Source organism: Inquilinus sp. OTU3971 (assembly GCF_038440215.1).
In genome coordinates this window covers 1-17,370 of the sequence record NZ_JASATH010000046.1, presented here as the reverse complement: position 1 = coordinate 17,370, position 17,370 = coordinate 1, and the positions used below count along the sequence as shown (strand labels likewise).

The window sequence follows — 17,370 nt, the reverse complement described above, 5'->3', positions numbered from 1 at the left end:
ATGCCGACCCTCGAAGAAGTCACTGGACCCTATGAGTTCCTCGCCCGCTGGGATCATCTCACCGGTACCCTCGTCGGGCAGCATTTTGCGACGGCGACCTCGATCCTGCGGGATGGGACAATCGTGCCGGGCGCGACCTCGATCAACCCGCCTGAGCCGATCACCGCCGAAACGGCGACGACGATCGCGCAGGTGTCCGAGCTGCTGAACACCGGCGCGCTGAAACGGATCACCGAGCTGGAGGCGCAGCTCGCGGATGTACTCGCGCAGCGGGACGCGGCGATTGTCCGCGCGGAGCTGGCTGAGGCGGCGGCTCAGGCTTCGGCCTGACGCGAAGGGTCGCTCCGGCGGCCGGGCGGATCTTGTACAGGTGAAGACTGTCAGGGAGGTGCGGATGCTGCTCCGCACCTCCCGTTGACCGCATTCGTCCCGTTGCGGTCGTCGGTTCCCAAGCGCATCCTTGGCACCGGCAGAGCGGCGCCTGGGGCCATTCGCGTTGCACCTTGAGCCTCGTGGCGACATTGACCTCTGAAGAGGGGCATCCTGCGATGGCCACGCCGTGAGCGACATTCGGGAACTCGTCGCATTGAACCTCCGGCGCCTGCGCCGGGAGCGATCCATGACGCAGACCGATCTGGCGTTCCGGGCCGAAGTGAACCGCGGCTATGTCAGTGAGCTAGAGAGCGCGCAGTACAGCGCAACGGTCGACATGCTCGGCAAGCTGGCTAAGGCGTTGAACGTCGCGCCTGGTGCGCTTCTGGAGCAGTCGCCAAAGCGGATCAAGCCGTGATCCGCCGGCTGTTCTCGCCAGCGAAGCGTGGAATTATCGCGCATCTGAGATGCGAGAAAATTCCACCCGGGCGGCGTTCAGCCGTCGCCAGCGCCGCTTGTGCGCCTCTGAGATGATCTCGCCCGAGCTTCTCTCCCAATTTACCAAGGCGTAGGCAGCACGAAGCGAGCCGAAGCGCCTAATGATGAGAGGGGCCGATGGAACGCCGGGCGCGCCATTGATCAGGACGGATGAAAGATAGCCGTGCTGTTCGAGCAAATCCCGTAGGGCAGTCAGGATCACATCGGTCGGGATGCGAGTGGTGACGCCACACCCATCGGCTCGCGGGTACATCTTGCGAGGCGCGAACTGCTCACGCTCCCGGCGGCGCGCTTGGGCTGCGAGCTGAACTTGGCCGAGCGTCGGAAAGCCGAGGCCGGCGAGTGCGTATGCCCTACGGCCGGACCCGAACCGGCGAGCAAACATGTAGAACGAGGGAAGATCACGATCGGCGTCGATCAGGTCGCCGGTGACGTATCCGTGCTTCGCGTGGAGCCGACGCAGGCCGTCCAGAAGTTCCTCGTCATTCCAGGGCCGGCCGAGCGGGCTGATATCCCTATACACCGGCGCGGCGTAGCCGATGAGTGCGTATGCCTCGCCCAGGCTGCCGAAGTGGTTGACGTAGGTGGTGGGAGACGGGCACTTCCGCGATTTCCAGATCAAGCGCGCGGAGAGGTATCCCTTCTGCTCAAGGAGGGAGCGAAGCGCCCGCAGCAGACGCTCGTCCGGGAGGCGTGTGCCGTCGCGCCGCGCGCGCTGCTTCTGAGCCGCTCGGAAGACTCGATCTGACACCATGCGGGTCAAGGTTGAGGACCGGACCCAATGCTCTCTCGGCGCCGGCTTGCGCGGTCCCATCAGCAAACCGGTCGTCTTGCTGTAGGTGTAGTCCCCGATATAGGCCTCGTTGCCGATGATCTTGCGTACGGCCGACCGCGTCCACGGGCGGCCGGTATCGGTTCGCGGCCCGTCTTCGGCTAGGCGACGTGCTATCTCGTCCATGGTAAGGGCGTTCCGGCTGTACCAGCGGAAGATGCGCCTCACAGTCTCCTGCTCGCCCTGTGGCCCCGGAACGAGGATGACCCGGTCTGTCGAGATGGCCTTCTGCTGCCCTGGCTCGAGAAGCGCCCGCGGCCGCCCCTCGCGGTCGATCACTAGGCGGCGAAATGCATAGGGTGTTCCTCCACCCTGCTTGAAGCCGAGGGCGGCCTGCTGTCGATGGGCGCGGGACAATTTGGCCGACAGCTCGCGACTCCACTCGCCCGCCATCACCCTTTTCAAATGCTTCAGGATCTTGGCCTCGAACGAACTGGCGTCGTGGAACATCTCCCCGCAGTAGACCACCCGCACGCCCGCCTGGCGGCAGATGAACTCGTAATGAGCCGCCTCGTCCGGATCCTGGAAGCGTCCCCACCGGCTGACATCGAGCACAAGGATGGCCTTGTAAGGTCGATCGGATGCCATGACATCGGCCAGGAGAGTCTGCAGGGCTGCGCGCCCCTTCAATGTCAGGCCGCTCTTCCCGGAGTCAGCATATGTCTGGACGACCTCATAGCCGTGGAGCGCTGCGTACTCACTGATCGCGGCCTGTTGGTTCTCCAGCGAGTACCGCTGGTGGTCCGAAGACATGCGGATGTACTGCGCGGCTGGGATCTCTGGTGCGGCGACAGGCGAAGCAGGCACTAAGGCCTCCCTCTGTGGGCGGGTGCCGATCTGGTCGTGACGGTTGGTGCGGAATCGATGCTACGCCGACACCGTGTCAATCTCATCCGGATAAACCCGACAATCGCGGCGCAGAACCCACGCGATCCTGGCGATCCGACGCCACGGAGCCGCCTGGCCGCGGCGATACAAAACCTCGGACGTTTTGCGACAGTACCCGAGGGTTTGTATCCTCATTCAGGATTGCTGCCGGGAGCACTATGGAGTGGCGGCGATAGAGTCCGGCCACCGTCTAGCCATGTCGCGACTCCGTGCTCCCGGCGGCCGATGGTCCACCCCGATCGAAGCAACTGCTGGACAACGTCAGCGGCCACGATGCTGGCCCTCGCTTCGTCCATCCCCTTTGTCCGTCGACTCGGATGACCGTTCAGGCAGCGCAGCACGATGCCAATGTCCCATTCCAGCTTCTTGCGAAGATCGTCCATCGTTCAAATCTCAGCGAAGCCCTCAGGCAGGCGACCGTAGCTCGCCAGGATGACCGGCTCGTCATAGTCGCCAGCATCAGGGTCCGCGGTCTGCTGCACCGCCATAGCGCCGGTCGCGCGGCCCGCTTCTACCATCTGCTCGGCGGCCCGGAGAGCCTGGCCCTTCATTTTGAAGCCGGTATCCGGCAGCCGCTGCCATCCGATCCGCCTGCCTTTCTTGGCCTGCATCTCGCCCCATTTCACGGCGGTGACGATGTACAGCGTGTTCCTACCGCTGCGGGCCGCGTCCACGTACTCCGGGGCCTTGGCCTCAGCGTTCGGCCGTGCGGCCACGAAGACGGGAGCCTGCGGCAGGATCACAGGTTCGGCATTCGAGGGAGCCGCATCGTTCGGCGACTCTACCGACTCGGCCTTGGCCAGGAAGGAAGCCTCGGCAGCCCGCACAGCTGCTTCTAGCTCGGCGTTCGGCGCTGCCGGATTCAGCGGCAGGGCGAGGGTCATCTGGGGCTTGGTCTTCTTCGTCCTTTTCATCGAACACCTCCGTCCGCTGCGACGGGGGCCGGGCGCGCCAACGCCCAAGCCGCGAGACAGGCACTCGCTCGTTTCCGACCCGTCGATCGCCGCGCGGCGACGCGAACAAAATAGGAACATACTGTGCGAGAGTCGAGTCGATTCATCGACCTGCGATGCCGCTGCGGACGCTTGCTCTGCCGCGTCGAGCCAGGTAGAGGCATCGAGATCAAGTGCCCGCGCTGCCGGACACTGATCCGCGTTATCCCGGCCGAGAGCCCACCACCCGAACGCCCTGGAGCGTCCACGAGGACGCTTCATGGGAAAGAGACCCGCACACCATCCGGCACCGGCCGAGCCATTCTATCCGCCTGCCGGTGACCGACCAGACTATATCCTCGGCGCCGACAAGGCCGTCCTGGGATTCGGTTCGGCCGGCCTCTACGTTGCCCTGATCACTCGCACGGAAGCCTGCGAGGTGATCAGGGCGAACCACTACTCGGGAAGGGTAGTGGCCAACAGCTACATCCATCTCGGCATCTGGGTTGGTGGCGAGCGGTTGGGGGTATTGCAGTTGGGCTACGCGCTCAATCCGCGGCGGGTCGAACACATCGTCGCCCGGACTGCGGTCGATGAATATCTGGAGCTGAACCGGATGTGGCTCTCTGACAGGGCGCCTCGCAACAGTGAAAGTCAGGCGCTCGCCTACGCCGTCCGCTGGCTTCGTCGTGCGCTACCGCGCATCCGGTGGATACAGAGCTTCGCCGACGAACGCTGCGGCGGCTGGGGCGTGGTCTATCAAGCGGCAAACTACCTCTATGTCGGCTGTCACCTCAGCAACTTCTGGTCTCTCGATGGCGAGGCGTTCCACCACCTGCTGACCACCGCACACCGAGATACGCCCCGTGGTCGGTACCTAGCTGAGAACCAACACCGTGCCGTGCGGTGTTCTTATCGCCAGTTCCGCTATATCTACTTCGTCAAACCAAGTGCAAGACGCGATCTTCAGATGGCGGTGCAGGCATACCCGAAGGCGGGACAACTCATGGCGGCCTAAGATGGTTGCGACGGATGCCGCTAATGCGCGGCAGCCTGCTGGCGGCCTTCGACCTTTGCTGACGTTCGAACGAACGTCGACCCGAAGCTCCTGCCTGTGCCGTTTGCGGACCTGCTCTTACGCTGAACCATACCGCAACGCGGACGTGCCGTTAGCTCAACGCATGTTCACGGCGAGGATCATTCATAGGCCAAAGAATAGTCCTTCACGAGCGCGTTGTGTCGCATCCGCTCCTTACCCATTTCGAGCATCGGCAAATCGAGCGCGGTTAGCAGGTAGCAAACGGCCTCCATCGCAAGTATGGACTTAGTAAAAGCTCGAAATTCCTCGTCGCTCTTGGGGTCAAAATGTTTATGCGCCGATTTTCCTCGCAAGTGAATAGCTCGCCGTAAATGGAGTACAGCGTTTTGAGGAAGAATGCTTTTGCCGAAGGCTTTTTCTATCATCGTCACAAGGCGCGTGAAGTGCGCCTCAGCGGACTCTGCCTTGATCCGACTGATAGCGCCGGTGATCCGCTCCCGAATCGCGGAGGGATGACCAAGCTTTTCTGCACACTCCGTTGCAGCATTGGCGATCGCATCCATATGCGCGTCCGAGAGGGCGCTCTGCGCCGATGCAATTGGGATCTCTTCGAACCATCGACAGGCATTGATGAGGCGCTCCGTCGAGACGGTATTTCTGAGCGCAAAGCTTCCCGTCATCATTGCGTACGACTTTTTCCACACATTGACTCGGCCCATCCAGGCAAGAAGGCAAGCGCGAAGTCCGCTCAGTTCTTCTTCATCCCACGCCCGGACAGGGGAGCCACCGACCCAGAGATCGCGAGCATCAATCTCCGCTTCCGGCCAGACATAAAAGACCGAGTAATCACCACGATAGGTTTGCCTTTCAACGGCCGCCACTTCCTCTGCACGAGAAAGCCGGTCAATATGAATGTCCTGTGGCGTTAACTTTGCTCCGACACAGAATGAAATGAAATCAATATAATTAGATACCAATTCTATGTATTCACGAATGCTCATTGGTTCGTCAAATTCTATTTCGAAGGTTGGTCACAGATCTTTTGGCACATCGAAGTCAAATCCAAAAACCCCGCCATACCAAGCCTTGAATGTCACGCCATCGATTTTATCTTCAAAGATTATAAAATCTTCTTCCTTTCGCGATTCCGATTTGCCAAGCGCTTCAATTTTCGCCTTGTGCCGAAGAAGCTCCATCGCATGTTTTGCTGTAAAGGTTACTCTCTTCACCTTGTCTGTATCGACCCATCGATCATGACCAACAATTGCGACATTGGAAATGAATCCCTGATGATATACCGGTCGATCGTAGTGATAGTTGGTGCCGAGGCCATTACCGACATTGGAGTGAAGCGAGACCACCTGCCCGGTCTGTGCGATTAGATAGATTGGTCGGGCCGCTTCTATACGGAAGAGCTTTGAAAAGCTGTAGAGCTCGACGCGGATTCCATCCTCGGCGAGGGAAAGCGTACCGGTCAGGTTTTGCCCCGTGATCGTCTCAACGCAATGCAAGGCCTTGGCTCTATCGATCTTCGCCACGACTCCTCCTCCCGATGCAGACATGCCGCGCTTCAGAGCATACCGTCGTGCAACACCCATGCGATGCCCACAATTGGCATTTTGAACATCGTGGCTCCGGAATGGAGGGCCGTCCAGAACCGGGTGCCCTATTATCCAAAAGCGCGCGCCCGGCTATAGCTGCGGGCGGTGTGCATCCGCGAGGTGCAGCGCTCGCTCGACCAGTCGGTCAAGCGGCTGATCGAGGACAAGATCCAGGCGCTGGGCCTGGGCCGCCACTTCCGGGTGCAGGCCGACCGCATCCTGGCGCCCGGCGGCGGGCGGATCATCTTCCAGGGCATGCAGAACCACACGGCGGAGAGCATCAAGTCGCTCGAGGGCTACGACATCGCCTGGGTCGAGGAGGCCCAGGCGCTGTCGATCCGCAGCCTGGACCTGCTGCGCCCGACCATCCGCAAGCCAGGCTCGGAGCTGTGGTTCTCGTGGAACCCGGTGAAGCCGACCGACCCGGTCGACGCGCTGTTCCGCGGCGGGGCGCCGCCGCCGGATGCCGAGGTGGTGTGGGCCAACTGGACGGAGAACCCGCATTTTCCGGAGGTGCTGCGGGTGGAGATGGAATGGGACCGGGCCCGCGACGCCGACAAGCACCAGCATGTCTGGCTCGGCGGCTATCAGACCTTCAGCGAGGCCCGGGTGTTCAGGAACTGGAAGGTGGAGGCGTTCGATACCCCGGCCGGCGCCCGCTTCCTGTTCGGCGCCGACTGGGGCTTCGCCCGCGACCCGACGGTGCTGGTGCGCTGCTTCGTGCAGGGGCGGACGCTGTTCGTCGACCACGAGGCCTATCAGGTCGGCTGCGAGATCGACCGCACGCCGGCGCTGTTCGACACCGTGCCGGGGGCGCGGCGCGGCCCGATCATCGCCGACAGCTCCCGGCCGGAGACCATCAGCTACATGCAGCGCAACGGCTTCGGCAGCATCGCCGGATCGACCAAGGGGGCGGGGTCGGTCAAGGACGGGGTCGAGTTCCTGAAGGCGCACGACATGGTGGTGCACCCGCGCTGCCGGCACCTGATCGACGAGCTGGCGCTGTACAGCTATCGCACCGACCCGAAGACCGGCGAGATCCTGTCGGAGCTGGAGGACCGCGAGAACCACGTGGTCGACGCCCTGCGCTACGCCGTCGAGGGGCAGCGGCACAGCACCTATGACAGCTCGATGAAATGGGTGTAGAGACCGTTTCTAAATGCTACTGGTGCGGCCGTCTGGCGGCGGTTTCTCCGCTTCCGGTGCTCACGGACCAATGTCCGCTGCGCGCCGGTTCTCGAAACCACCGCCAGCCGACTCACACCAGCGCATTTCCAAACGATCTCTGAGTACTGCTTCGGCCGAAGCCGGTCATGGCTTCAGCGCGGGCGGTGGCGAGAGGCTTGGCGGACTGAGGTTGCCCGGCTTGGCCGGCTGGGGGGCCGGGATCGGCTTGATCGGGGCCACCTTCTGGACGGGCTTCAGATCCTGAACGACCGGTCGCTGGCCGCGGACCAGCGGTGGAGATCCGCCGGTTCTCCCTCCGACACAGGGAGTTCCGACAGCATTCGGGTCCACGACGCATTGCGCGCTGGCCACCGGTGCGATGGCCAGAACCGCGCCGGCGAAGACCACCAGCCGGATCAGGGATGTCATGCCAACGACATGCGCCGGAACCGGCCGACGTCAACGGCGACCCTCAGGCCGATGCGTCGGCCGGCCGCTGGTACAGCACCGGGGTCGGCAGCGGCAGGAGGGCCTTGCCGCCGCGGTCGAGATAGGGGGCGATGCGCTCCATCATCCCCGGATACGAGGCGCTGGCCAGCAGCACCACGCCCGGCCCGCTTTCGTTCACCGTGTCGGGCGACTGGATCGGCAGCCCCAGCCCCTCGATCTCGAGGCCCCATTTCTTCGGGTTGCCGTCATAGATCGCGACGATCTCGGAATGGTCGAGCGAGGTCGAGCTGAGCAGGTTGGTGAAGTAGTTGCCGATGCCGTAGACCGCCATCGGCAGCCCCTGCCGGCGGACATCCGCCAGCACGGCGTCGAAGCGGGCGACATAGTCGCGGTACTTGCGGCGGAACTCATGCGCCAGGGCGATGTCGACGGCGACGTCGTCGGTCGGCAAGCTGGCCTCGCCGGTGTTGCGGCAGACGGCGCGCAGGATGCCCTTGTGCGAGGTCACGGCGCCGTCGAAGCCGTGCCGCCGCATCGCCCGCAGCAGCGAGGCGGCGGTGAAGTAGTTCGGATGCTCGTACATCCAGAACGGCGCGCCCTCGGCCATCACGATGCCGCAATCCGGCACCTCGAGGGCGACATGGCCGCCGGTCCGCACCACCTTCTTCAGGCCGCCGAGGAAGGTGTCGGGCTCGGTCACATGCTCCAGCACCAGGCGGGCGCTGACGAAGTCGAAGCTGTCGGCCGGGAAGGTGTCGGGGGTGAAATAATCCAGCGTCGTCTCGACCCCGAAGGCGCGCCTGGCCTCGGCCGCCGCGGCCTCGTTCGGGTCGCAGCCATGGACGGTCATGCCGGCGTCCTGCAGCCGGGCCAGGAAGCGGCCGTCATAGGAGCCGATCTCCAGCGCGTGGCCCGACATCGGGATGCCGGCGGCGACCAGGAACGCCAGGAACTCGCGGTGGCGCTCGTCCATCTCCGGATCCGAGGCGAAGGTCGGGTAGGAGCCGTAATATTTGCTGTAGATTTCGTCCAGCGCCGCGCGGTCGGGCGGCAGCAGCTGCATCGAGGTGCCGCAGGCGTGGCACAGTCCGACCGTCATCGGCACCGTGCGCCAGATGCTCTCGAACTCGGTCGGTCGGATCAGGTAGCAGTACTTCTCGATCTCGACCAGGACCTCCAGATCGGAGGCGCCGCAATGCGGGCATCGGTCGATGGTCCTATTCATGAAACGCAATCCCCCCAACATTCGGCAATCGATTTGACGACCGTCGCGGCCGGCCATGCCGGGCTCGTGGTGGACATGCGCGCCCCCTCGCTGCCCGCGGTGCCGAGTGTAGTCACCGACCGCCGCGGCGGCCAATCCTGGAATTGGCCGGCCGCGCCGCGGCTGGTGCCCCTCAAATCGGGCGCGGGACTCCCCATATGTCGCAGGCATCGAGACCAACATGGATGGCGAAACCGAGATGAGCCTCTTCCGCAGCCGCCTGGGCAGAGTCGCCGCCAGCCTCGTCCTCGGGCTGGGGGTGCTGCTGGTCGCCATCGACCAGGCCGACGCCCGCCGCGTGAATTCGGGCGGCTTCGGCAGCCGCGGCGTGCGGACCTTCCAGGCGCCGCCCGCCACCCCCACCGCGCCCGGCACCGCGGCGCCGATCGACCGGTCGATGACGCCGCGCACGCAGGCGGCGGCCCAGCCGGGGCAGGCCCAGCCGATGGCCGGCGTGCAGAGCCCCGGCCGCTTCGGCGGCTTCGGCAGCATCCTCGGCGGCCTGGCGGTCGGCGGCCTCGTCGGCATGCTGCTGGGCCACGGCTTCGGCGGCGCCGCCGGGCTGATGGGAATGGTGCTGCAGATCGGCCTGGTGGTCCTGGCCGTGATGGCATTCCGGCGCATCTTCAGCCGCGCGCCCCGCCCGGCCTATGCCGGCGCGTCGATGTCCGCCATGCACGGAGGGACCGCCGGCGGTCCCGCCCCGGGGCTCGCGGGTTCGGGGCGGTCCGGGCCGGAGAGTGCCGCACGCGGTGCGCCAAAGGACGGGGTCGGCCTCGACGGTTCGGACTTCAATGCCTTCGAGCGGCTGCTCGGCGAGATCCAGGCCGCGCATGGGGCGGAGGATTTCGCCGGCCTGCGCGCCCGCACCACCCCGGAGGTGATGTCGTATTTCGCCGAGGAGCTCGGCGAGAACGCGACCCGGGGCGTGCGCAACGAGGTGTCGGATGTCCGCCTGCTGCAGGGCGACCTGGCCGAAGCCTGGCGCGAGGGCGACACCGACTATGCGACCGTCGCGATGCGGTATTCGAGCGTCGACGCCACGCGCGACCGGGCGACCGGCCGGGTCGTCGAGGGCGACGCCGACAAGCCGACCGAGACCGTCGAGATCTGGACCTTCGCCCGCAAGAACCGCGCCGACTGGAAGCTGTCCGCGGTCCAGGCGGCCACCTGAGGAGAGGCGGGGGGAGAGCGCGAGAGCAACCGCGCCCTCGCCCCGCCGGGCGCGGAAGACCGCTCGAAGTGCACTGGACCGTGATCCGGTAATCCGGCGTCACCGTGATCCGGCTACCGGGCGGCGCATTTGTAGTCGGCCGGCGGCCGCGCGGCGACGATGTTCGTGAGCCCCCAGGACAGCTGCTGCCCGAGGACGAGGCAGACCTGGTACTCGATCACCTTGCTCGCGGGAAACCCGACGAAGGGGACGGACTGGACGCCGTCATACACCGACGGCAGGCTGGTGCCGTAATAAGGGGTCGAGCCCCAGGCCATCTTCTCCGAACTGGTGGTGCCGAGGGGATTGTCATAGGGCAATTCGTATTGCGCCGACTGGTACGGCCATTCCCAGTCGCAGGGCAGCTTCTGCGCCTGGTCCGGGCATCCCGCGCCGCCATTATAGGTCGCCGAGGTCTTGCCGCGGGCCTCGGAATAGCCGTCGCGGATGCCGGAGGACGCGTAGGGCGTCGGCTCGAACAACCCCATCTCGAAGCCGCTCGCCAGCAGCGAGACGAAGCGCGCGCCGGTGTTCGCCCTGTTCCACTGCCAGCCCGTGCTGCGGGTCAGCGGGGCCGTGTTCGGCTGGAACCGGTAGCGATCGGCCCAGAACACCCAGTTGATATGGGCGTCGCGGGCGTCGAAGTTCATCTTGCCGTAGGGCCCGCGCAGATCGAAGCTGACCCGGTCCGGGCCGGGAACCGGCGCCAGGCTGACCTGGGTCACGATCCGCGGCCAGCTGGTGCCGTCCTGGAAGTACCAGGTGATGGTCACCGGCAGGTCGTACCGCTTGAACAGCGCCGCGCTGGTCCCGAGCGGCGGGCTGTCCTCGCCGGTGTCCGGGTTGATGCCGTTGGGCGCGACGGTGCCGTATTTCGGGTAGGTCAACTTGTATTCGATGATGACGCGATTGGCCGTGGTCGGCACGATCCGGCTGGTCACCGGAAAGCCGCGGCCGAGCGGCGAATCATCGGCCCTGAAGATCTTGCCCGCGATGGTGGCGTTGGACCCGTCGGAGAATCTCCGCTCGCGCTCATGCCCGACGAAATAGCCGAACCCGTCCCCGGCGTCGCTCGGGTTGACCGTCATCGTCGTCAGGACGCCGTTCTTCAGGTAGCGATACGTCATCTGCACGGCATAGCCGCCATGGCCCGCATTGCCGTTGCCCTCGCGCTTGAGCGCGACGGTGCGGATCCGGCCATCCGCGTCGGTCCAGGTGACCTGGTCGACCACCGACCCGTTGACCGTCGCCGTCGCCCGCGTGGCGGCGTCCGCCGGCGGCACGAAAGCGGCGAGGGTGCAGCAGGCGGCCGACAAAATTCCCGCGAATATCCTGCCCATATCAGCATTCTCCGAAATGTCGTTCGCCGAATCGTCACGGGGGCGTGGTGCCCCGGTGGTCGAACAGCTGTAGCCGACATCCCCGGACCGGGCGTCCTCCATATGGATGATCCGGAACCGCGGCGCCTGCGCTAGGATGACGGTTTCGGCGACCTCGCCTTCCGGGGCACGGCCGAGCTGATCGCCGAGGGCGACCATGTCGTCGGCCGGTGGGAGGGCGGCGGCACCCACACCGGGCCGGCCTTCGGCGACTTCCTGGCCGGCGGCCTGCCGGCCGCGACCGGCCGCAGGATGCACTTCACCGGCACCACCGTGCTGAAGCTGGTCGACGGCAGGATCGTGGAAGAGATCGGCCTCGACGACGGTGTGACCGCGCTGACCCAGCTGGGGCTGATCAAGGCCGCCTGACCGACGCCGGCCGTTTCCTGGCACAGGCGATCGGAGCGCCTGCCCCGGACCATCGCGGCGGGCGCCTCCTCACGCCAGCATCGGCCACAGCGTCGCCGCCAGCAGCACGGCCATGGCCAGGTTGAACCATCTCAGCCGGGCCGGATCGGCCAGCACGCGCCGCAGCGCCAGGCCGCAGCCGGCCCAGGCCAGGATGCTGGGCAGGTTGACCAGGGCGAAGGCGGCGCAGATCGGCAGCACCGACAGCAGCGGCGCTTCGGGGCTGGCATGGACCGCCATCGTCGTCGCCGCCACCGCCCAGGCCTTCGGGTTGACCCATTGGAAGGCGGCCGACTGCCACAGGGTCAGCGGCCTGGCCTCGCCGCCCGCGCCGAGCGATCGCGACCGGCCGATGCGCCAGGCGAGATGGAGCAGATAGGCGGCGCCCGCGACCCGGAGGCCGGTGTGCAGCGCCGGCCAGGCCGCCAGCGCGGCGCCGAGGCCGAGCCCGACCGCCAGCAGCAGCGCGGTGAATCCGAGGGTGATGCCGGCCACCTGCGGCAGGGTGCGCCGGAGGCCGAAATTGGCGCCGGAGGCCAGCAGCATCAGGTTGCTCGGCCCCGGCGTGATCGAGGTCACGAAGGCGAAGAGGCAGAACGCCAGCAGCGCATCGGTGGGCATGGATTGGCTCCCGTCGCGAAAGTGTCGACGGAGAGTTCTGGCGCGGGAGCGGCTGTACGTGGGGTCCGGAATCCGGACCGGTTATGTGCAGGTCCGGAGGCAGGAGAAGGCGTCGGCCGAAGGTAAACCAGTCCCCCCTCCCGCAGGGGGAGGGAGGACAAAAAATAGCCGGACCGTGAATCCGGTAGCCCTTGCGAGGGCAGGCAGGCAGCGGACCGCTACCCGATCTCGGCCCCGCGCTGCTGCAGCAGGGCGCGCAGCACCGAGCGGTGGCAACGGCCCTCATCCGCGCAGTAGCAGCCCAGCGAGAAGTGCGCGTCGCGCGACAGGGCGGCGAGCAGGTCGAGGGTGCGGCGCGGCGCCGGGCGCTCCATCTCGGCCCGGAAGGCGCGGGCGAAGGCGTCCCACTCCACATCCGTCCGCACCGCCTTGCCCCGGGCCAGCAGCTCCGGGCTGGGCGAGAGCTCCGGATACCAGACATCGAGCCAGTCGTCGGCGGCGTAGCGCGCCTTCGGCACGCCGCGCGGCAGGCGGCGGACGGCGCCGATCCGCGTGCCCTCGCCCGGATGGCGCGGACTGCCGAGGCGGACGATCCGCAGGGTCATGCGTCGAGCTCCGCCGGCACCGCCGCCGGGGCGATGCCGGCCAGCTGGTAGCGCAGGAACCAGCCCGGGAAGGCGCGCGCCAGGACCCGCGGCCCCTGCACCGTGAGGCCCATCCGCCGCGCCTCGGCGAAGCCGGTGTCGCCGCGCCACCAGGCGACCAGGGCGGCGAGCGGCCCCTGGACGCAGAGCGGCTCCGGGAAGCCCGGATTGTGCGTGCACAGCGACGCCTCGGCCGGCGTCAGCAGCAGGAAGTGCTGCGGGTGGCCGCGGATCTCGAAGCGAACCACCAGCGGGTCGCGGGGCAGCGCGTCGAAGTCGACGCGCCGGCGCAGGTCGACCAGCAGCGGTTCGAGGTCGAGATCCTCCGCCTCCGCCCGCCGCGGCAGCCAGCGCTGGCCCCAATGGCCGAGCGCGCCGACCAGCCCCGCCAGTTCGCGCCCCGCCTTGGTGAGGAGGTATTCGGGCCCGGGCTCGACCCGTTCGACCGCGCCGATCGCCGCGAGCGCCTGCAGCCGCTCCGACAGCATGGTGCGCGAGATCCGCGGGATGCCGCGGCGGATGTCGTTGAAGCGCCGGCTGCCGCACAAGAGCTCGCGCACCACCAGGAGCGTCCAGCGCCCGCCCAGCACTTCATGGGCGCGTGCCACCGCGCAGAACTGACCGTATCCCGCCATGTGGACAGCCTAGCACGGCCGTCCGGCGCGGGCGGTCCGGAATCCGGACCGGATCAGGGCACCGCCACCTGGCCGCTGGAGACGACCTGCAGCTTCCAGCCGTCGATCTGGGTGCCGCCGGTGTTGAGGTGGCCGACCAGGAACTTCAGCCGCTCCGGGTCCTCGCCCTTGGCGGTGCAGAAGCGGTCCTGCAGGTAGAAGGGCGGCGTCGCCTGATAGTACAGCGTGGCCTGGACGGACGCCGGTCGGCTGCCGGCCGGAAGGTCGCCGAGCGGGACCTGATAGACCAGGCTGTCGCCGCCGCCGGCGACGTAGTCGGGGTCGTCGCCGACGCCGGTCGGGCCGGCCTCCTTGGCCAGCTCCTCGCCCGCGCCCAGGGCCTTGGCGATCTCGGCGCGGTCGGCCAGCGGCAGATAGCCATGCGGCAGGATGCGGTTGTCCTTCACCGTGTTGCAGATCGACAGGAAGCTGGTGGTCAGCATGCCCTGCGGCGTCGTGCCCGGGCCGCACATCGCGGCCGTGGCGTCCGGCGGCGGGGTCGACACCAGCTCCTGGTAGATCTGGGCCTGGTCCTGGCCGGTGATCCGCTGGTAGTGCGGCTGGTGCAGCCGCGCCTCCGGCTGGATGCGGGACGTGCAGTCGTCGGCCCACCAGTACTCCCCGTCGAGCGGATTGCCGGACTGGTCGACCAGGGCGCCGGCCGCGTTGGTGCGGCCGGAGGCCCAGAGGGTGTTGCCGAGCTGGTCCAGGACCTGGAACTCCACGAAGGCGCGGCGGAAGCCGACGCCGGAGGGCAGCTTGTGGCCGGTTTCGCTGCGCACGGTCACGGTCGCCTGCAGCGTGCCGCCGGCGGCCGAGACACCGGTCACCGCAACCTCCGCGGTGCCGGTGCTGGCGAGGTCGAGCATCGCCTGTTCGGTCCGCACCAGCGGGTCGACGCCGCCGGAGCCCATCATCGGGTCCGAGGTGGGGATGCCGAGCACGTCGGGGAATTGCTGCGCGATCTTGATCAGGAAGACGTTCAGCCCGACCAGGGTGTGGGCGGCGAAGCCGTCGCGCACCGGCAGGTCGATATCCTCCGGCCCCAGGTTGTTCTCGGCCTCCGGGAAATTGCTGTATTCCTGGATGCTGGCGATCTTGCTGCGCATCGGCTTGCCGTCCGCCGATTTCGACGGCATGTGGCAGTCCTGGCAGGACTGGGCCAGGCTGCCAGCCCCGTGCGGCAGCGGGCCGTCCGGCGTGGTGCCGGTGCGGTAGGCGCTGAAGGCCCATTCCGGATAGGTCGTCTGCTCGTAGATATGGGTGATGGACTTGCCGTCCTGCCGCACCGGCAGATGCACCGTGTGGCAGGTGCCGCAGACCTCGGAGCTTTTGATCGTCGTGTTGTGCTCCGGCGTGATGCCGAGCGCGGCCTGCATCGGCTTCACCTGCGGCGTCTCGAACGGGCCGATCAGCTTGTCGGACGGGCCGACCAGGAAGCTGCCGGTGAAGGTGCGGGCGAAGCCGGTGTTGTCCGGGTTCAGGAATTCCTGCCGCTTGGCGATGCAGGCGTTCTGCGGTGCGTCGGCGACGCCGGCGGCGGCGGGACCCAGCGCCATGCGGTGGCAGGAGGTGCAGGAGATGCCGTCACGGGCGAGCGCGCCGTATCTCGCATTCGCCACGGTGGGGTTGCCGTCCGGCCAGGGCACCGCGTTCACCATGTCGCGGGTGAAGGGCTCGCACTTGTCGGCCGCGGGGAAGGTGTCGATGTGGAACTGCCGCTGGCCCTGGATGCCGTGGCAGCCGAGGCAGGAATCCTCGATGATCTGCTTCGAATCCGGGTGGAAGGTCTGGGTCTCGCTGGCCAGCTGGGCGAAGAAGAACGGATCGCGCCCGGCCAGCCCCATCGGCGAGCTGCGCCAGGTGCCGTAGGGCGACAGGTTGATCATGTTGTCGCCATGCGGGTTCGGCACCGTCATGTCGAACTGCAGCCCGGTGCTGCCGGCGTCGTGGCAGCCGAGGCACTGGGTGGAGGTGACGAACTGGTCCGCCGCGCGCGGGCCGCCGGCGCCGACCCAGGTGTTGTCATAGGTCGCCGACGGCATGTTGGTGACCGTGTCCCAGGTCGGCATCTTCAGCAGATAGGCGCGCAGGGCCCGGTCGACCGCCTTGTCGGCCTGGTACAGCGGCTCGCCCAGCCGCTTCACCTCGTCCGGCGGCAGCGTGACGGCGCGGTGCTGGGACGGCGGCGACGGCGCCGAGAACCAGGACTGGCTGAGATAGACCAGCGGCCGCCCGGGCTCGCCCTCGATGTTGCGCGGCGAGGCGAAGGTCAGGTTGTCCTTCGCCGAGGCGTGACAGTTCATGCAGTACTGGGCGAAGCCCATATTGCCCAGGAGGTTGTTCGGGCTGGGCGGCCAGTCGGGCGACCAGCCGCCATTCGGCCCGAAGCCGTACCAGCCCCAGAACCAGCCGTCATGCGAGGCCTTGCTGTCGCGGATCATGACCGCGGCGCCGGAGGTCGGGAGCAGCTTGAGCGGATCGACATCGGCGCAGGCGGCGGCCGGATAGGGGAACATCTCCTTGACCATGATCGCCCCATCCGGCACCGGGGGCGTCGGGTTCGACCCGGCATCCTCGCCGGAGCGGTATTTCACCAGCCAGTCGGCCATGTCGGGCGAGTACCAGATCACCACCGGAGTATGGGTGCCGAAGCCTTTGCCCTGCCAGGCGCCATCCACCAGGGCCGCGGTGAACGGGCCGGCGTCGCGGACATGCTTGTCGCGGCGCCAGCCGGAGGCGGTGTCGCGGTGGCAGTAATTGCCGAAGAACTGGTTGAGCTTGGCCTCGTACTGGTCGAGCGGCAGGGCCGACGGGTCGCGCACGGCGGCGATCAGGCTCTGGCACAGCGCCGGGTCCGTCGGGACCAGCGGCTGGGCCTGCTCGGCGGTGCAGCGGGCCGGGTCGGCGACACCCGGGGTGGCGAACAGCATGATGCCGGCGGCGATGAGAAGACCGGCCCAGCCCCGGCGCAGGGCCCCATGCCGCCGCGCCATGCCCCAATCCGCTGATTCGATTAATCTTTGCATGACGCACCACATCATTGGCCGGCGGTCTGCCGATCACTGGCGGAAATCAGAACAGGAATCGGTCTCAACAACCGAATGCTTGGATCTCGAAAAGAATTGAAGGCTATCACCTGATTCCATCGATATCTATTTTCATTATTTGCGAAAAATTTTCTGCGAATGCGCCGCGACGCGGGGCGGGGCGGGGCGGGGCGGGGCGGACAGGCACCATCCGCCGGCCGCGCCGGCTCATGTCAATCGGGCGACATTGCCCAACCGACACTGTTCTGGCACCATATCGCCTTACATTCGCGCTCGGCCTATTGCGATACCGTTGGCTTTTTATTGTTTCGCCTTTTTCGAGCACAAAATTTCCTAAG

General features: G+C 66.7%; 18 protein-coding genes and 1 pseudogene. 8 read left to right on the top strand and 11 right to left on the bottom strand.

Going from position 1 to position 17,370, the window contains the following annotated elements; genetic code table 11:
* Together AAHM41_RS14015 and AAHM41_RS14010 are read left to right on the top strand one after the other, a co-directional pair.
* A complete protein-coding gene (locus AAHM41_RS14015; RefSeq protein ID WP_342237166.1) occupies positions 1 to 330 on the top strand; it encodes a hypothetical protein in 330 nt (109 codons plus the stop codon).
* Between the two features lie 229 nt (positions 331 to 559).
* Positions 560 to 790, top strand: a complete 231-nt coding sequence (locus AAHM41_RS14010) for a helix-turn-helix domain-containing protein (protein ID WP_342237165.1) — start codon at positions 560 to 562, stop codon at positions 788 to 790.
* A gap of 33 nt (positions 791 to 823) precedes the next feature.
* Here the strand turns inward: AAHM41_RS14010 and AAHM41_RS14005 are convergent, their stop codons facing one another.
* Positions 824 to 2,509: a recombinase family protein gene (locus tag AAHM41_RS14005; protein WP_342237164.1), complete on the bottom strand. Its 1,686-nt coding sequence runs from the start codon at positions 2,507 to 2,509 to the stop codon at positions 824 to 826.
* 467 nt (positions 2,510 to 2,976) lie between these two features.
* Positions 2,977 to 3,504, bottom strand: coding sequence for a hypothetical protein (locus AAHM41_RS14000; protein WP_342237163.1), 528 nt, complete (start codon positions 3,502 to 3,504; stop codon positions 2,977 to 2,979).
* A gap of 123 nt (positions 3,505 to 3,627) precedes the next feature.
* Here AAHM41_RS14000 and AAHM41_RS40605 point away from each other — a divergent pair, with 123 nt between their 5' ends.
* Both AAHM41_RS40605 and AAHM41_RS13995 read left to right on the top strand, forming a co-directional pair.
* Positions 3,628 to 3,864, top strand: coding sequence for a Com family DNA-binding transcriptional regulator (locus AAHM41_RS40605; RefSeq protein ID WP_446719450.1), 237 nt, complete (start codon positions 3,628 to 3,630; stop codon positions 3,862 to 3,864).
* On the top strand, positions 3,803 to 4,540 hold the full coding sequence (locus tag AAHM41_RS13995; protein WP_342237162.1) for a Mom family adenine methylcarbamoylation protein: 738 nt from the start codon (positions 3,803 to 3,805) through the stop codon (positions 4,538 to 4,540). Before AAHM41_RS40605 ends, AAHM41_RS13995 begins: the two co-directional genes overlap by 62 nt.
* A gap of 179 nt (positions 4,541 to 4,719) precedes the next feature.
* On the opposite strand, the gene AAHM41_RS13990 is transcribed toward AAHM41_RS13995, so the two are convergent.
* Both AAHM41_RS13990 and AAHM41_RS13985 read right to left on the bottom strand, forming a co-directional pair.
* Positions 4,720 to 5,562, bottom strand: a complete 843-nt coding sequence (locus AAHM41_RS13990; RefSeq protein WP_342237161.1) for a hypothetical protein — start codon at positions 5,560 to 5,562, stop codon at positions 4,720 to 4,722.
* A 30-nt stretch (positions 5,563 to 5,592) separates the two neighbouring features.
* A complete protein-coding gene (locus tag AAHM41_RS13985; protein ID WP_342237160.1) occupies positions 5,593 to 6,099 on the bottom strand; it encodes a hypothetical protein in 507 nt (168 codons plus the stop codon).
* A 168-nt stretch (positions 6,100 to 6,267) separates the two neighbouring features.
* Between AAHM41_RS13985 and AAHM41_RS13980 the strand changes: the two genes are divergently transcribed.
* The gene (locus AAHM41_RS13980) at positions 6,268 to 7,308 is read left to right on the top strand and encodes a PBSX family phage terminase large subunit (RefSeq protein ID WP_342237159.1); all 1,041 of its coding nucleotides are present in this window, start codon (positions 6,268 to 6,270) and stop codon (positions 7,306 to 7,308) included.
* A gap of 165 nt (positions 7,309 to 7,473) precedes the next feature.
* On the opposite strand, the gene AAHM41_RS13975 is transcribed toward AAHM41_RS13980, so the two are convergent.
* On the bottom strand, positions 7,474 to 7,758 hold the full coding sequence (locus AAHM41_RS13975) for a hypothetical protein (protein ID WP_342237158.1): 285 nt from the start codon (positions 7,756 to 7,758) through the stop codon (positions 7,474 to 7,476).
* Positions 7,759 to 7,801: 43 nt separating this feature from the next.
* A complete protein-coding gene (locus AAHM41_RS13970; protein ID WP_342237157.1) occupies positions 7,802 to 9,004 on the bottom strand; it encodes a class I SAM-dependent methyltransferase in 1,203 nt (400 codons plus the stop codon).
* A 220-nt stretch (positions 9,005 to 9,224) separates the two neighbouring features.
* On the opposite strand from AAHM41_RS13970, the gene AAHM41_RS13965 reads away from it, so the two are divergent.
* Entirely contained in the window at positions 9,225 to 10,217 is a 993-nt protein-coding gene (locus AAHM41_RS13965) for a Tim44 domain-containing protein (RefSeq protein ID WP_342237156.1), read from the top strand.
* A 113-nt stretch (positions 10,218 to 10,330) separates the two neighbouring features.
* Here AAHM41_RS13965 and AAHM41_RS13960 read toward each other — a convergent pair whose 3' ends face one another.
* On the bottom strand, positions 10,331 to 11,596 hold the full coding sequence (locus AAHM41_RS13960; RefSeq protein WP_342237155.1) for a hypothetical protein: 1,266 nt from the start codon (positions 11,594 to 11,596) through the stop codon (positions 10,331 to 10,333).
* Positions 11,597 to 11,749: 153 nt separating this feature from the next.
* On the opposite strand from AAHM41_RS13960, the pseudogene AAHM41_RS13955 reads away from it, so the two are divergent.
* A pseudogene (locus AAHM41_RS13955) lies at positions 11,750 to 12,004 on the top strand (ester cyclase); the annotation flags it as partial.
* 69 nt (positions 12,005 to 12,073) lie between these two features.
* Here the strand turns inward: AAHM41_RS13955 and AAHM41_RS13950 are convergent.
* From AAHM41_RS13950 to AAHM41_RS13935, 4 genes are all read right to left on the bottom strand, one after another.
* Positions 12,074 to 12,664 carry a LysE family translocator gene (locus AAHM41_RS13950; protein WP_342237154.1) on the bottom strand — a complete coding sequence of 197 codons (591 nt, stop codon included), beginning with the start codon at positions 12,662 to 12,664 and terminating at the stop codon, positions 12,074 to 12,076.
* Positions 12,665 to 12,882: 218 nt separating this feature from the next.
* On the bottom strand, positions 12,883 to 13,269 hold the full coding sequence (locus AAHM41_RS13945; protein ID WP_342237153.1) for a DUF488 domain-containing protein: 387 nt from the start codon (positions 13,267 to 13,269) through the stop codon (positions 12,883 to 12,885).
* Positions 13,266 to 13,943 carry a winged helix-turn-helix transcriptional regulator gene (locus AAHM41_RS13940; RefSeq protein WP_342237152.1) on the bottom strand — a complete coding sequence of 226 codons (678 nt, stop codon included), beginning with the start codon at positions 13,941 to 13,943 and terminating at the stop codon, positions 13,266 to 13,268. The genes AAHM41_RS13945 and AAHM41_RS13940 overlap by 4 nt, the downstream gene beginning before the upstream one ends.
* 53 nt (positions 13,944 to 13,996) lie before the next feature.
* Positions 13,997 to 16,978, bottom strand: coding sequence for a hypothetical protein (locus AAHM41_RS13935; protein WP_342237151.1), 2,982 nt, complete (start codon positions 16,976 to 16,978; stop codon positions 13,997 to 13,999).
* Between the two features lie 192 nt (positions 16,979 to 17,170).
* Here AAHM41_RS13935 and AAHM41_RS13930 point away from each other — a divergent pair.
* Positions 17,171 to 17,370: hypothetical protein (locus tag AAHM41_RS13930; protein WP_342237150.1), on the top strand; the 200-nt coding region annotated here is incomplete at its 3' end.